The 14,881-nt window shown below is 68.1% G+C and carries 10 protein-coding genes; 3 read left to right on the top strand and 7 right to left on the bottom strand.

Annotation, left to right across the window (positions count from 1 at the left end; all coding sequences use genetic code 11):
• Position 1 precedes the first annotated feature (1 nt).
• On the bottom strand, positions 2–1,735 hold the full coding sequence (locus H6717_19100) for an OmpA family protein (protein MCB9579145.1): 1,734 nt from the start codon (positions 1,733–1,735) through the stop codon (positions 2–4).
• A 60-nt stretch (positions 1,736–1,795) separates the two neighbouring features.
• Entirely contained in the window at positions 1,796–2,998 is a 1,203-nt protein-coding gene (locus H6717_19095; protein ID MCB9579144.1) for a CAP domain-containing protein, read from the bottom strand.
• Positions 2,999–3,034: 36 nt separating this feature from the next.
• On the opposite strand from H6717_19095, the gene H6717_19090 reads away from it, so the two are divergent.
• Positions 3,035–3,622, top strand: coding sequence for a thioredoxin domain-containing protein (locus H6717_19090; GenBank protein MCB9579143.1), 588 nt, complete (start codon positions 3,035–3,037; stop codon positions 3,620–3,622).
• Here the strand turns inward: H6717_19090 and H6717_19085 are convergent.
• A complete protein-coding gene (locus H6717_19085; protein ID MCB9579142.1) occupies positions 3,593–6,097 on the bottom strand; it encodes an alpha-galactosidase in 2,505 nt (834 codons plus the stop codon). The genes H6717_19090 and H6717_19085 overlap by 30 nt on opposite strands.
• 126 nt (positions 6,098–6,223) lie before the next feature.
• On the opposite strand from H6717_19085, the gene H6717_19080 reads away from it, so the two are divergent.
• Complete coding sequence (locus H6717_19080) at positions 6,224–7,687, top strand: MCE family protein (GenBank protein MCB9579141.1); 1,464 nt, start codon at positions 6,224–6,226, stop codon at positions 7,685–7,687.
• Between the two features lie 81 nt (positions 7,688–7,768).
• On the opposite strand, the gene H6717_19075 is transcribed toward H6717_19080, so the two are convergent.
• Both H6717_19075 and H6717_19070 read right to left on the bottom strand, forming a co-directional pair.
• Positions 7,769–8,668, bottom strand: a complete 900-nt coding sequence (locus H6717_19075; protein MCB9579140.1) for a mechanosensitive ion channel — start codon at positions 8,666–8,668, stop codon at positions 7,769–7,771.
• Between the two features lie 10 nt (positions 8,669–8,678).
• Positions 8,679–10,295, bottom strand: a complete 1,617-nt coding sequence (locus H6717_19070; protein ID MCB9579139.1) for a hypothetical protein — start codon at positions 10,293–10,295, stop codon at positions 8,679–8,681.
• Positions 10,296–10,431: 136 nt separating this feature from the next.
• Here H6717_19070 and H6717_19065 point away from each other — a divergent pair, with 136 nt between their 5' ends.
• Complete coding sequence (locus H6717_19065) at positions 10,432–12,459, top strand: serine/threonine protein kinase (GenBank protein ID MCB9579138.1); 2,028 nt, start codon at positions 10,432–10,434, stop codon at positions 12,457–12,459.
• Between the two features lie 64 nt (positions 12,460–12,523).
• Here H6717_19065 and H6717_19060 read toward each other — a convergent pair whose 3' ends face one another.
• Complete coding sequence (locus tag H6717_19060; GenBank protein MCB9579137.1) at positions 12,524–13,948, bottom strand: MATE family efflux transporter; 1,425 nt, start codon at positions 13,946–13,948, stop codon at positions 12,524–12,526.
• A complete protein-coding gene (locus tag H6717_19055) occupies positions 13,941–14,867 on the bottom strand; it encodes a hypothetical protein (protein ID MCB9579136.1) in 927 nt (308 codons plus the stop codon). The genes H6717_19060 and H6717_19055 overlap by 8 nt, the downstream gene beginning before the upstream one ends.
• Positions 14,868–14,881: the final 14 nt, after the last annotated feature.

The raw sequence follows: 14,881 nt of genomic DNA, 5'->3' as shown, positions 1-14,881 counted from the left end.
GCTATTCGCTCAGGATCTTGAACTCGACGCGGCGGTTCTTGGCGCGACCGGCGGGCGTGTCGTTGGTGTCGATGGGCTTGGTCTCGCCGAAGCCCTCGGACTCGAGGCGGCTCTTCTTGATGCCCTTGCCCACCAGGTAGCGCACGCAGGAAGCCGCGCGGTCCTTGCTGAGCTTCATGTTCATGGCGTCGCTGCCCACGCTGTCGGTGTGGCCGTAGACGCCGAGACGCAGGTTTCCGCGCGCCTTCATCAGCGTCACGACCTCGTCCAGGATCGGGAAGCTCACGGCCTTGATCTTGGCCTTGCCGGTCTCGAACTGGATGGGCTCGAGCAGGGCGACCTCGCCCTCTTCCGTGACCCGGGTGAGGCTCGGGCAGCCGTTCTTCTCGGCGATCTTGTTGCGGGGACCCGGCTCCGTCGGGCACTTGTCCTCGGTGTCCGGGATGGTGTCGTTGTCCGCGTCCTCCTCCGGGCAGCCGTCGGAGTCTTCCACGCCGTCCTTGTCCTCGGGCACGTCGGGGCAGGCGTCTGCCGCGTCCGGGATGCCGTCGCCATCGCGATCCGAGCCCGCGGGGCAGCCGTCCGTAGGCTCCGGCTGCTTGCCGTCCTCGGGGATGGTGGGGCACTTGTCGATGTCGTCGGGGTAGCCGTCGCCGTCGGTGTCCTTGGCGTAGTCGTCCACGTCCGGGACCACCGTCACCTTGCGGGCCGGCGAGGGCGGCTCCTTGTCCGACAGCGTGAACCAATGGCCGATGCTCACGAGCACGCGCACGTCCGGCGCGCCGTAGCCCGTCATCAGGCGTGTGCCGGCGCCGGCCATGGCCCAGGTGTGCCGTTTCTGACCGATGGCGAAGCGGGCCTGCGCCAGCCACTCCAAGTCCGTGTTGCGGGAGCCGAAGAAGGTGCTGTGACCTTCTACCGATTTGATGCCGGTGGTGCCCCACAGCTCGCCGCCGAGGCGAATGCGGCCATCACGCAAGGGGATGTAAGCGCCGAAGGCCCAACGCAGCTCCGAGCCCAAGAACAGTGCGCCAGCGTTGCCACCGATGCTGCGGTTGGGGCGGAAGTGGGGCCCGACCATGCCGGAGATGAGCAGCTTGCCGAAGTCGTACTCTCCGGAGCCGTACAGCATGCCGGTGGATTGATCGTCGCTGGTGTAGCTCTCGGGATCCCCGGTCTTGACCCACAACGCGCCGCCGAAGCCGAGGCGGAACTTGCGATTGTCGGACTCGTAGGCCTTGACCCGGGAGTCGAGCCGCAGGTCGTGGGCTGCGACCTTCTTCGCGGCCAAGCCTCCGCCCACGCCGTAGCGCTGAGGATCCTCGCCGGTGACCTGATACACGGCCACCGGGAGGGCGACGTTGAAGCTGGCGCGGCCGGCGAGCTCCATCCCCGCGCTCAAATAGGTGATGAGCTGATGCTTGACGGGGTTTTCCACGCGCTGCTGCGTGCGCGAGCCTTCCACCACGGTCTCGTTGCGCAGGGGGTTCAGCGTGTAGCCGAGGGCGGCCATGCCGTAGAAGCGCGTCTTGTCGTGGAGGTACGGGCGCCAGACCATGAAACCGTCATCCGGCTGTCCCGAGATCTGCGCGCGATCCAAGTAGAACGTCCGCGATTGAGCGGCGGCCGGGCGCGGCGCCCAGAGCAACGCCAAGGCGGCGGTGACGACGCCGATCAAGCAGGCGGAAAACGAGATTTTACGGGAGTAACGGGGCGAGGGAGGGAGCATCCGCACGGCACGGAAAGTACCCCGAGCCCCGCGGCATTGAAAGCACAACGGGGCGAGCCCGCCAGCTCAGCGAAAGTCCGCGAAGATTTCGCAGGCCCACACCGTCCCCGGGGCCCGGACCACGCCGATGCCGATGCTGTCGTAGTCCGCAGTGAGCAGGTTCTGTCGGTGGGACGGACTGGCCCAGATGGCGCGGTGGGCCCGCGGGACGGACGTGGCGCGCGCGATGTTCTCGCCGAAGGCGCGGGGCGTCACCGCGGCTTCGATGCGCTCCTTGGCGCCGCCCTCGCCGACGTCGTGCGCCAACATCTTCGCCTTGGCCATGGCGCGCGCTTGGCGTTCGGCCACGGCATCCAGCCGCGGGTCCCGCGCGAGGGGAGCGAGGCCTTCGCTCTGCCGCGCGGCGTTGATCATCCGGACCAATGCGGCGGCGTCGTCCTCCAGGCTCGCCCCCGCGTCCTCCCCCGGCGCGGGATGGAGATGGAAGCCCCGAGGCGGCGCCTGGTCGGCGTACGTCAGGGCCTCGGCGACTGGGCGTGGCCCGCGCTCGGTATCCGCCAGAACCTGCACCAACCAGCCGCCCGCCTGGTCCGGACTGAAGCTCCCCCGCACCACGCCCGCGTGAAACGTGGTCGGGATCGGCTTCGGCGCGCCGCTCGGACCGAGCACCACGATCTTGGCGGCGCTGGCCGGCACCGTGAGCCGCGCCTGCACCGTGAGCCATTGGCCGTGGCGCACCCGCGTCGGGATGGGGTCCAGGTCCGCGAGGGAGTCGCTGGTCATCAGCGCGACGGCGTCGCCCGAGGCGCCATGGGACACGGCCGCCCCGCACAGCCGCTTGCCGCTCTTGGGCAACCCCGCGAGCCACCGCTCGGCGCGCGACGTCGCGTCATCGTCGTCGATGCGTCCGCCGGAGAGCGTCCACACTCGCGGCCACACGTGGGGCGCGCCGGCGGTGCGCAGGGCGAAGGTGAGCTCGGCGCTGTCCGGTGGCGCTTCACCTTCGGCGAGGGCATCCGAGAGCCGCGCGGCAGCGGCCGCAAGCGCGGCGTCTGCGCCATCGCAGCTCGCCACGAGCCTTGCGGCCAGCCCGTCGGGTGCGTCCGCCGGGGACGGCGCGCTGGTCGCGTCCGCCCACACGTAGGGGTGCGCGACGGGCGGCTCCTCGAGGGCGGGCACCGGCGCTGGCGCCGGCTTCGGGGCCCGCGACACGACCTTCGGCGCGGGGGCACACGCCACCAGGAACAGGCAAGCGACGGCCCAGCGCATGGTGACGAAGCATAGCGGCGCTATAGTGGGCTCGCCATGAATCGACGGGAGCTCTTGGCTGCGCTGTCGGCCCTCGGCGGCGCCGCGTGCATGCCCGTCAGAACCGCCGACATTCCGCCGAACCTCCCGCTCAAGGGCAGCCGCCAGCCCCAGTTGGTGGTGCAGGAAGTGGGCGACTTCCAGTGTCCGTTCTGCGCCGACGTGGCGCCGGACGTGGATCGCCTCATGCAGCGCTACGGCGATCGCATCGCCCTGGTGTGGCGGAACTTCCCGCTGAAGAGTCACCTGAACGCTCAGCTCGCCGCCGAGGCGGCGCTGGAGGTGCGGGCACAGAAGGGAGACGAAACCTTCTGGCGCTATCACGACGTCCTGTTTGCACACCAGGACGCCCTGGATGGCCCGAGCCTCATCCGCTACGCGAGCGCTTTCGGCGTGGACGAGCGCCGCATGAGCCGCGCGCTGGAGTTGGGCGTGCACGCGAAGGACGTGGCCCGGGACAAGCGCGAGATCGCGTCGCTCTCGATACCGGGCTTCGGCGTGCCGACGTTCCTGATCGGCCCCGACGCGTTCGTGGGCGGCTACGGCTACGACGAGCTAAGTGCCATCGTCGAAGACCAGCTCTAGGTCCAGGCGTCCCGGGCTCTTTGGCGTCAGCGCGACGGTCACCACCTGTCCGTTCTGCGTCGCCTGCCCCGCGCTCGCGCTCGCGAAGGCGTAGCCCTCCGGAACGTACACCCGGAAGCGGTACTCGAAGGGCACGGCGTCCGCCGAGCCTTGGTCCAGGTCGAACGACAACGTCAGGGTCCTGCTCGCAGCGTCCCAGCTTTCCTCGCCGAGGTCCGTGCCGCCCTGGGTGAGCTGCCGGTTGTGCCCCAGAAATTGCGGGTGCCCGCTGCTCTCCCGCAGCGCGATCACTTGGTGGCCGTGAGCCGGCACGCTCGTGGTGAGGCTGCCGCGCACCACGCCCAGGAAGCTCTCGGACCAGAACTCGCTGGCCAAGTAGTCCCGGGCCGGAGACAGCCCCAGGTCCGACAGCTCCACGGTGTAGCTCCGCGTCGCGTCGTCCATCTCTTCCGGCACGACGTTCGCTGTGTAGTCCCAGTTCCTTCCCCAGTTGAACAGACCGAGCACCTTCCAACGCGCGTCGGACCCGGCTTGCGTGCCGTTCACGTCCAGCACCCAGCGCTCGGGATACATCCGCGTGAACAGATCCAGGGGCCGCGCGGAGGGGCCGTACACCGGCAGCAGCTTGCGCCAGATCTGGATCTGCTCCGGAGTGAGCGTGCGAAGGTCTTCGCCGAACTTCACGATCGAGCCGCTGAGGCCGATGAACGATGCCAGGGTGATGGCTTCTTCCTCGGTCACTTGCGGCTCGGGCTGGCTTTCGTCGGTACGGAAGAAGAGCAGGTCGTCGTGGTTTTCCCACACGCGGTCGTGGAGCCAGTAGCGCCGCGCGGCGCTCTTCACGGAGGATTTGAAGTTGCCGCCGGACCCCAGCAGGATGAACGGGTCGGGCTCCTCCCAGCGGGGCTCCGTGTCCAGCGTCACGCGCATGGAATCGACCACGCCGTAGTTCACGCCCATGAGCGCAATGCCCAGGTAGAACACGTCGTCCCCCAAGACCTCGCGGAACTTCCGAATCGCGCGCTTGTACACCTCCACGCTGGTGAGCTCGGGCGCGTGGCGGGGCCGGTAGGCGAAGGCGAGATAGGCGAAATCCAGCTTGATCCAGCCCATGCCCCAGTCGTCCTTGTAGCGGCTCATGGTGTCCGCCAACCAATCCAGGGCGGCGTCGTTGGACAGGTCCAGGGCATGCTTGCCGCCGCCCGGATCGAACAGGCCGCCGAGCACGTTGTCGTTCGGATCCGCGAGCAGCTCCGGGTGCTCTTTCGCCAGTGTGGAGCCGTCGTCCACCGTGAAGGCGCTGATCCAGAGCCCAGGGATCAGACCCTTGTCCTTCACCTTCTTGGACCAGGCCTCCATGCCCGCCGGGAAGCGGTCCGGTCGAGGAAACCAGTCGCCATCGGCCAGCTGGTAGCCGTCGTCCAGCTGGAAGTAGTCGATGCCGAAGGGGGCGAGCTCGCGCGCCATCACCTCCAGGTTCTCGCCCATGTTGGTCTCGTTGATGTCCGTGCCCAGGCCGCCGGTGCCCGAGCCGCCGCCCCAGCTGTTCCAACCGTTCGGTACCCGGCGGCCGCCGTCGCGCTTCGTCCAGGGCGTGAAGTCGAGCCAGGCGGCCATGGCGTCGGCGTAGCTCTCGAGCCCCGCTTGGGCGTTGGTCGTGAGCGGCGCGAAGTACATCGCTTCGGAGTCCACGCTGGCGCCGGCGGCGAGGCGCTTGCCGTCGAAATCCAAGGCGTTGTCGGCGTAGAGCTCGAGGTTTCCGTCTTCCGAGAGCACCGTGCCCAGCGTCGGAATGGACCGCTCCACCCCGAGGCTGCCGGCTACCCAAGCCCTGGAGTCGTCGAGCTGGTCGATGGCGTGGCTCCAGTTGCTGACCACCGCGCCTCGGGATTCGATGGGCAACAGCGCACCGACGATCGCGTTGCGCTTCTCGTCGGCGTAGTGGAGCTTCACGTCCACGTCTCCGGCGACGTCGGAGCCGTTGTCCAAGATCCGAAGGCGCGCCGGATCACCGAGCCGAAGCCCGGCGCCTTCTCCCGCCGCCACCAGTGGCGTGAGCCGCAGCACCCGAACCTCGCTCCCGGTCTGGTTCTCGACCCCGAGCTTTGCGACCACGATCTCGTGCGGGGCATCTCGCCACACGCGCCAAGTGAGGAGCACGCCGGAGCGCTCGCAACTGAGTCGCGCCCCGGTGGCCTCCGCGAAGTACGCCGCCGCGCTCGGGGGTTCGGGCTCCGGTTCCCAGCCGCCGCAGCCGCGGGTGTCGATGGTCTCGGCGTTGCCGTTCACTTCCACCAAGACCTCCGCCCAGCCGCCTTCCAGCACCGAAGCAGCACCGTGCTCGCGGAAGTCGACGCGACCATCGGAGCGCGCCACCACCTCCAGGTCCGAGACCGGCCCGCCCACCAGCAGCGGCTCGTCTTCCCCACAGCCCACGAGTCCCAAGGCTCCGAGCAGCAGCCACCTGGCCGTCATGAGCCCAGCATTCGCGCTCTGTGAGGGCCCCGTCAACACCCCGATATTTGGCCTATCCCATCGAAATTCGTCGGCAAGTCGACCCGCCGAGCCGCGCTTGGTACGCTCAGACGGGTCCTTCCCTAGATGAACCGATTCTCGACTGCAGCGAAGGTCGGGGTTTTCGCGGTCGTCACCACGGTTGCCGCCATCCTGATCTACCAATTCGTGGCCAAGAAGGCCGCGGGTCGGGACGGCTACGTCGTGTACGCGTTGATGAAGGACGCCACCGGTGTAGCCAAGAACTCTCAGGTCAAGATCGCCGGCATCCCCGTGGGCCAGGTGGAGAGCATCCGCCTGCAAGACGGCAAGGCGCGCGTCGACATTCGCGTCCGTCCGGACGTTCCGCTGTACGAGGACGCCGCCGTCTCCAAGGTCGCCTCCAGCTTGCTTGGCGAGTACTTCCTCAGCCTGGCGCCGGGCACGGAGGGCAAGCCACAGCTGGAAGACGGAGATCGCATCCAGACCGTGGTGGAAGCGGCCACCACGGACGAGATCCTGAAGGACGTGTCCGACATCGCCAAGCAGGTGAAGAAGGTCGCGGACAGCTTGGCCGGGTCCATCGGCACCAAGAAGGGCGAGGAGAACCTCAAGGACACGCTTCAGAACCTGGCGGACGTGACGGACGCCTTGAACAAGACGGTTCGTGAGAACCGCCAGTCCATCAAGAACATCCTCACCAACGTCGAGACCATCACTGCCAAGGGCGAGCCGCAGATCGATCGCATTCTGGAGAACGTCCGCGTCACCACCAAAGAGGTGCGCCAGCTCCTGGCCAAGGGCGAGAAGGGCGAAGCGGACGCCGGTGAGGTTCGGCAGGTCATCGACAAGGTCAATCGCGCCAGTAGCAGCCTGGAGAGCGCGCTTTCCAACATCGACAAGGTGAGCGGCCGCATCGAGCGCGGGGAAGGCACCCTGGGCCGCCTGACCAAGGACGACAAGCTCATCAACGAGGTGGAAGGGGTGGCGGAGAACGTCGGCGACTTCGTCGGCGGCATCTCGCGGCTGCAGACCATCGTGGCTCTGCGCACCGACTACCAGTTCCTGTCCAGCACCGTGAAGAGCTACGTGGAGCTCCGGCTCCAGCCACGGGAGGACAAGTACTACAGCATCGAGATCGTCAACGACCCGCGCGGCCTCACGCGCTTCGAGCAGATCGACGTCGACACCACCAACCCGAACGATCCGCCGCACTACCGCGAGGTGCGCACCGTCACCACCAACGCGTTCCGCTTCTCGCTGCAGTTTGCCCAGCGCATGGGGCCGTTCGTGGGGCGCTTCGGTATCAAGGAGTCCACCGGCGGCGTCGGCCTCGACACGCTCTTGTTCGACGATCGCTTCGAGCTCCGGCAAGACCTGTTCGGCTTTGGTGAGGTCGTGCTGCCGCGCTGGCGCGTGTCCCTCGGCTACGAGTTCGTTTCCCGCCTGTGGCTCCTGGCGGGCGTGGACGACATCTTGAGCCCCACGCGGCGCGACTACTTCCTCGGCTTGCAGCTCAAGTTCAACGACGAGGATCTGAAGACGATCCTGCCGTTCGCGCCGAGCCCCTGACCGCGACGGGCTCGCGGCGGACCGACAACATTCTGGGGAGTCTTCTTTTTGTTGGGGCGGCGCGAGCCCCGTCGCGCCCCGTCAGGACGAGAGCGCGCGCTGCCCGGCGAGCTGGCTGAGGGAAGCCATCACGGGCGGATCGAGGTGCACGTCCATCTGCGGGAAGGCGATGACGATGTCTTCCTTCTTGAGCGCGTTCCACACGGCCTCGCGCAGCTGCCCGGCCACCTGCCGGCGCGTCCACGGGTCCTTGATCCACACCGAGATCTCCCAATCCACGCTGCTGGCGCCGAAGTCCGTCAACATGACCTGCGGCGCGAAGGTCGCGTCCCGGCGCGCGAAGCTCTCGCCCACGCCTTCCAGCACGCGGCGCACCTGGGCCATGTCCGAGGAGTAGGTCACTCCCACCGGCACGCGCAGGCGGTACACGGCGTCCCGCAGGGAGAAGTTCTTGACGGTGCCCTGCACCAGCGCGGAGTTCGGGACGATCAGATCTTCTTCGTCCAACGTCCGCGCCAGGGTGGCGCGGATACCCATGGATTCCACGCGCACCATGGTGTCGTTCACCTCGATGATGTCTCCGGGTTTGATGGTGCGCTCCACCAGCAAGATCACGCCGGAAACGAAATTCTGCGCGATGTTCTGCATCGCGAAGCCGAAACCCACGGCGAACACGGCGCCCGCGGCGAACAGTGCTCCCAGCGCGATGCCCCCGGTTTGCAGCGCCACGCCCACGCCCACCAGCATGATGGCGTAGTGCATCAGGCGGCCGACGACGCCGAGGCCTCCGCTGTCCACCGACAGGCCACGGCGCTTGAGCGCGCGCTTGGCCGTGGCTTGGAGGATCCGCGACAGCAGATAGGCAGCGAAGACGACCAGGATCATGGTCGCCAGGGTCATCAGGCTGATGGGCGTGTTGCCGATGTCGAACAGCTTGGCGTTCAACACGGACTGCCCCGTCTTCACCACGTCCGTCTGCATGCGTTCCCCTCTACTTCCCGTGTCCGGGGCCGATGATGTGCTTCCACGCTTCGTCCACGCTCCAGTCCGACATCACGTGGGGCGGATGATGACAGGTCCCGGCGCACAGGCTCTTGTCCGGCGCCGCGCGGATGAGCTCGGGGTTCTTGGGATCGTCCACGTGCCTCGAGCCCGGCCCGTGGCACACCTCGCACTGCACGTTCTGGAGCTTGTCCGTGTGGGTCACGGTGGAGCCTCCGGGTTTGTCATAGCCCGTCACGTGACAGTCGACGCACTCCAGGTTGTACTCCTTGTACTGCTTCACCAAGGTGGCGTAGGCGCCGGCGTGTCGCGTCTTGTTCCAAAACGCGCGCTCCTTGGTGTGGCACGAGCTACAGACCTCCACGCCCACGTAGCCGCTCAGGTCCTTGGCCACGGGCTCCGGCAGGCGGTCCTTGAAGGCCTCCTTGTTGTGCTCGTTCACCTGGCGGTAATAGGCATCCATCCGCTTCTTGACCGCGGGATCCTCCCCCGCCTTCTCCCGCACGTTCTCGAGGGAGTAGCGGAAGAAGCTGCCCTTTTCGGGCACCTTGGGCGCGGCGATCTTCATTAGCTCGCTCTTCATGCGCTCCAGATCGGCCTTGCGGGCCTTCAGATCCGCCGCCTTGACGTTGCCCTGCTTCTCCCACTCCGCGATGCGACGAGTGAGCTCTTCGATGCGGCCCTCGAGGCTCTGCCGCCGTTCGGAGTTCTCGAGGCCCGAGCCGTCCTTGAAGTCGAAGCTCTGGTCCCGTACGAACAGATCCACCACCGCGACGGCCTGCAGATGGTTGGGCGGCTGTACCACCAGCGTGTCGCCCACCAGCACCGGTGGCGTGGGGCCGTCGTTCCCGTGTCCGCGGTCGAACGGCTTTCCGACGACCAGCAGCTGATAGCCGCTCACCTTCTCCGCCAGGCGCAGTGCTTCGCCGCGGGGTACGGAAAGGAGCGCGATGCGGATCTGCGCGCCCTGCTCGTCGAGGGACTTCTTGGCGCGCTCGAGCGCCGCGACGGGATCGCTGCTCTTCACGCCGTCGGGCTCCACGCCGGCAGCCTTGGGCACGCTCACGCCAGCGATGCCGACCTTGAAGCCGCCGGATTCCACCACGCGCGTGGGCTGGGCGTCCGCCGTCTTGCCGGAGAGGTTGGCCGCCAACAGCGCGGCCTTGGTTTCCTTGTCGAGCGTCTCGAGCTGGTCCGCGCCCAGCGCCCAGTCGTTCGCGCCGGGAGTCCAGGCGTCGAGGCCCATGTCGGCGACGGACTGGGCGATGGCTTTCGCTTTCCACAGGTCTTGGGTGCGCTGATCTTCCGGGATGCTGGGATCCATGAACAGCAATGGCCCGGCGGACACCACCAAGTGCGCGGGCGCGGCGCTTTGGGTCTTGGCGACCAGGGCTGCAGCGTGGTCGATGCCGCCGAGCATGTCCTTCACGCAGCCGCAGGGCTCGAGGGCGCCGGCCACGCTGGAGAGCACGTACACCCGGAGGGAGGGGGACTTCGGAGGAGCGGCGGCCGGCGCGCCGCTCCTCTTGCAGGAGCCTCCGGCCAGCAGCGCCGCGCACACGACGACGGCAAAGAATAGAGGCAGGTTCCGGGCGGCGAGACGCATGTCGGCCTTGGGTCATAAATCACGACCCGGGATTCGGCCAGCCGCTCCTGCGAGAAAACCGGGACAAATACGCCTCGATTGGCAATTCCGTACGGCGCTGGCCCGTTGCCCACTGCTGCCGGCATAATGTCCCGTCGTGTCCCGAGGCTCGACAGGACCCGAAGGGCCGTTTGGTCCGTTCCTGCTCGTTCGGCGCCTCGCCGTCGGCGGGAGCGCGGAGGTGTTTCTCGCGCATCCCAAGATCGGCAACCATCCCGCAGCGGAGCTGGTGGTCAAACGTCTGCTGCCCACGGCCCGCGAGCACGAAGAGGACTTCGGGCTCCTGGAGCGCGAAGCCGAGCTCCACCGCGCAGTCCATCACGAGAACGTGGTGGCGGTGTACGGCGCCGGAATGGTCGGCAACGAGCCGTTCCTGGCCATGGAGTACGTGGAAGGGGTCGACCTCTTTCGTCTGATCCGCCACGCGGAGGCGGAGCAGTCGCGCCTGTCCCCCGGCCTCGCGGTCTACATCGTGCGCCGCGTCGCCGCGGCGCTCTCGGCGGTCCACACGGCCACGAGCGCCGGTGGTCAGCTGCTCGGCATCGTGCATCGGGACGTGACGCCCTCGAACGTGTACCTGTCCACCAGCGGCGACGTGAAGCTCGGCGACTTTGGCATCGCCCGTGTGAGCGAGCACGCGCGCGCGCCGTCGCACCAGGCGGGCCTGAAGGGCAAGTTCGCCTACCTCTCGCCGGAGCAGATCGCAGGCGAGCCCTTCGATCATCGGGCGGATCTCTTCGCGCTGGCGGTGATCCTCGGCGAGCTCCTGATCGGCGAGCGGATCTTTCCGGGCAGCGGACAGCTCGCCGTGTTGCTCGCCATCCGAGACTTGAACATCGAACCTCTCCGGCGTCGGGCCGGCAGCTTGCCGCCGGGGCTGTTCGAGGTTTGCGAACGCGCGCTGTCTCGCGATCCCGACGCGCGCTACTCCACTGCAGAAGAGCTGAGCGCCGCGCTCGCGCCGTTCGAGCAGCCGGACGCCGAGACCTTGCGGCAAGAGCTATGCGAGTGGGTGAGCGGAGCGCGCGACGGCAAGCGCTTGGCGGAGAAGCTCCACACCAAGATCAGAGATTCCGTCGAGCGCATGCGCGCGGTGCGCATCAAGAGCTCCACGCCCAGCTTGGCCACGCTGCCCGCGCCCAAGCCGGCGAACGAGACGCTGAGCCGAGTAGTCCGCGCCGACGGCCGGCGCCTGGACGACCTGCCCTTCGCCAAGCTCCTGGAGATGATCGCCACCGGTGATCTGACGGCGGACGATCAGGTCTCGTTGATGGGGGCGGACTTCCGCCGTATCCGCGAGATCGAAGATCTCGCGCGTCACCTGTTGCCGAGCACCACGGCCACCACCGGGCAGCTGTTCGAGCCCGGCATCCCCGATTTCCAGGCGCTGCTGCGCGAGACGAGCATGCTGGAGATCCTGGCTCGCATGCGAAACCGACGGGAATCCGGCGTGCTGTTCGTCGAGCGACGGGACCGCACGGGCTCGGTGCAGCGCAAGGAGATCTACCTGGCAGAAGGGCGCCTCGCTCACGTGGCGTCTTCGGACAAGGCGGAGCTGCTCGGAGAGTACCTGGTGCGTCGTGGCGCCCTGACCCGCGAGCAAGTCGACGACGCCCTGGGCGTCATCGCTCGCACCGGCGGACGCCTGGGCGACACGCTGATCGGCCTCGGCTACGTGGAGGGCGTTCACGTGTTCCGGGCCATTCGCGATCAGGGCCGCGATCGCGTCGCCGCCATCTGCGGGTGGCCGCGCGGCAACGTCACGCTGTATCGCGGCACCGCGCCCGGGCACGTCGAGTTCCCGCTGGACCTGGATCTCGCGAGCCCGATGATGGCCGGCGCCATCGTCGCGTCCCGCGGCAAACCGCGCTCGCTGCTCCCGGCTGGAGATACGCACATTGCTCCCGGTGCGCGCCACGCGGAAACCCAGGACCGCGACGAGATCGGCACCGCGCCGAGCTCCCTCAGGCTGGTGCCGGAGCTCGCTCGCGAGCAGCTCACCTTGGATCAGGCCTTGGCGCGCATCCGCGCCCTGCGCCCGGGCCCTGCCGCCCGCGTGGTGGGCGAACGCGAGGCCGCGGCCGCACTGATCGCAGGGCGCGTCCTCGACTGGATCGCGTACTGACGGGCATCGCGCCGCACCAACAAAAGAAGACGGGAGGCTCTGGTCGGTCTGCCTCGGCGCGCGGTCAGGGGATGACGGTGCCCAGGAACGAGCCGCGGCGGTAGGCCACGACGTAGGTGATGGCAAAGGCGAAGTAGGTGACGGCCACCACTTGCCACAGCCGTTCGATGCCCAAGTCGAGCACGCCGACGACCAACAGGCTGACGGGGATCTGGAACACGAACACCACCAGGGAGTCGAGGAGCAGCGTCTGCCGCGTGGCGCCGGCGCCCTGGATCGCGGAGCCGAGCACGATGCCGAGACCGAGGCCCACGTAGGAGGGGCCCACCCACTGCATGTAGCTCTGGCCGTCGGCGACGGTGGCCGGCGCGGCGTCGAAGAAGGCGATGATCTCGTGGCCGTACACGCGGTAGGCCACGGCCAGGAGCGCCATCATCGCGGCGTTGTAGGCGGCGGCGTACCAGCCCGAGAGCTTCGCGCGGTGTTTCTTGTCGGCACCCAGGTTCTGACCCATGAAGGTCTGCGCAGCGCTGCCCCAGCCGAGACCGATGAACAGCGCCATGGTTTCCAGACGGAACACGATGCCGAGGGCCGTGGTGGCAGACTGATCTTCCGGCGTGGTGAAGGCGCGGGCCACCAGCGAATGTACGAACAGCATGGCCGTGATGCGCACCACCAGCTGCGCGCTCGACGGCCAACCGATACGCCAAATGGACGCCAGCGTCTTCTTCTCCGGACGAGCGCGAGAGTCTCCGAGAAAGAGCCCGAAGCGCCGCACGATGATGACCACCAGCGGCACGAGCACGATCAGCCGGGCGATGATGGTGGCCCACGCGGCGCCCATCAGCTCCATGCGCGGCAACCCGAGGGCACGAGCGACGGGCGGCGCCCAGGCGAACACCGGTGGCGCTTCCCCGGGGCCGTAGACCAGGAGCACCGCGAGCACGAGGTTCACGGCGTTGGCGGTGATCAACATGCTCACCGGAGTCTTGCTGCTGCCGAGGGCGCGTTGAATCGTGGTCAGATGCAGGAGCAGGAAGATGGTGAAGCTGCCGCCCACCATCACCCGTAGGTAGCGCGTGCCGAGCTCGGCCACCTCGCCCTTGGCGCCCACCACGTCCGCCATCAGCACGTGGGCACCAAAGCCGCCCACGATTCCGAACAGCGCCGAGAGGCCGAGCACCAGGAGCAACGACTGCCACGCCACCTTGCGCGCGCCGGCTTCGTCGCCTTGACCCCAACGCCGGCTCATGATCGCCGCGGTGGCGACGGACAGGCCGTAGCTCACGATGGTACCCAGGGCGGCGAGCTGATCGCAGATACCGATGGCGCCCAGCGCCGGTCCGGCCACCTCGGGTCCCAGGCGCGCGATGAGATAGGCGTCCACCAGGTTGAAGGTGGTTTGCAGTCCCATGCCCAAGGCCAACGGCGTTCCGAAGCGCGCCACGGTGCGCGCGAGGGGCCCTTCCAGGATGCGATCTTCAGCCATCGCCGTCGCGCGCGCGCTCGAAGCAGCCGATGGGGACCTTGCGGCGCTTGCGCGAGAGCTTCGTGGCGTCGACGAAGCGCGCCGTCACGGGATCGTTGTAGCCGCTGGGCGCGGCCTCGGGATCGTAGAAGCGCACGATGCGGTCCATGAGAAGCTCCCGCACCCACTTGCCCACCAGGGACGCGAGCATGACCAGCGGATCGCTGGCGTCCGCGTCGCGCAGGAAGCAGACCTCGCCCAGGCCCGGAAAGCGATACGCGCTCTTCTCGCGCTTCTGTTCGAGCACCGCGTGGAGCCTGTTGGAGAGCGGTCCGAAGAAGCGTGAGTAGTCGGCGATGCCGCCGACCTTGCCGCACACCGCCGAGACGTCACTTCCCGCCTGCTCCCGCAGGGCGAGGATCAGGCGCTCCATCGCGTGCAGATCGGCGACGAAGCGATTGTGGCCCCGCTCCCGCTCGTCGTTCAGGCGCTGGGTGCAGAGCACGCTGGTGCGTACCCCGAGCAGTCGCACGCCGCGCTTTTCCAGGGTGGCGACGTGACCTCGTGTGCGGGCGAGCAAGTCGGCGTCTGCCACGAAGCGCTCGCCCTCCACCGACCAGCACTGCTGCTCCACGTGCTTGGGGCAGGGAGCTCGCAGGGCAGCTTCTCCCTCGAGGCTGATGCGCGAAAGGAGGTCCCGCGGCGATTCGGCATCCAGCCCCCCAACGGCTCGCGCCCAAGCTTCACCGAGGGCCACGTTGCCGTGGGCCACCAGCCGCTTGGAGTCGTCCAGATCTTCCGCGATGCGGCCGCGGAGCTTGTGCGTCAGCGTGCGCGTCCCGGTGTCGCTCACCTCCGCGAGCACTGCAGTGACGATCATGGGGCCGAGCCGAGCGCCCAGGCCGTTCTCGTCCGCTCCGATTCGATAGCCGCGCGTCACGCCGCGCGGAGCAT

It is taken from the genome of Polyangiaceae bacterium (assembly GCA_020633235.1).
GTDB lineage: Bacteria > Myxococcota_A > Polyangia > Polyangiales > Polyangiaceae > JACKEA01.
Note: the sequence above shows the minus strand (reverse complement) of the source record. Positions and strands in the feature narration are given on the sequence as shown.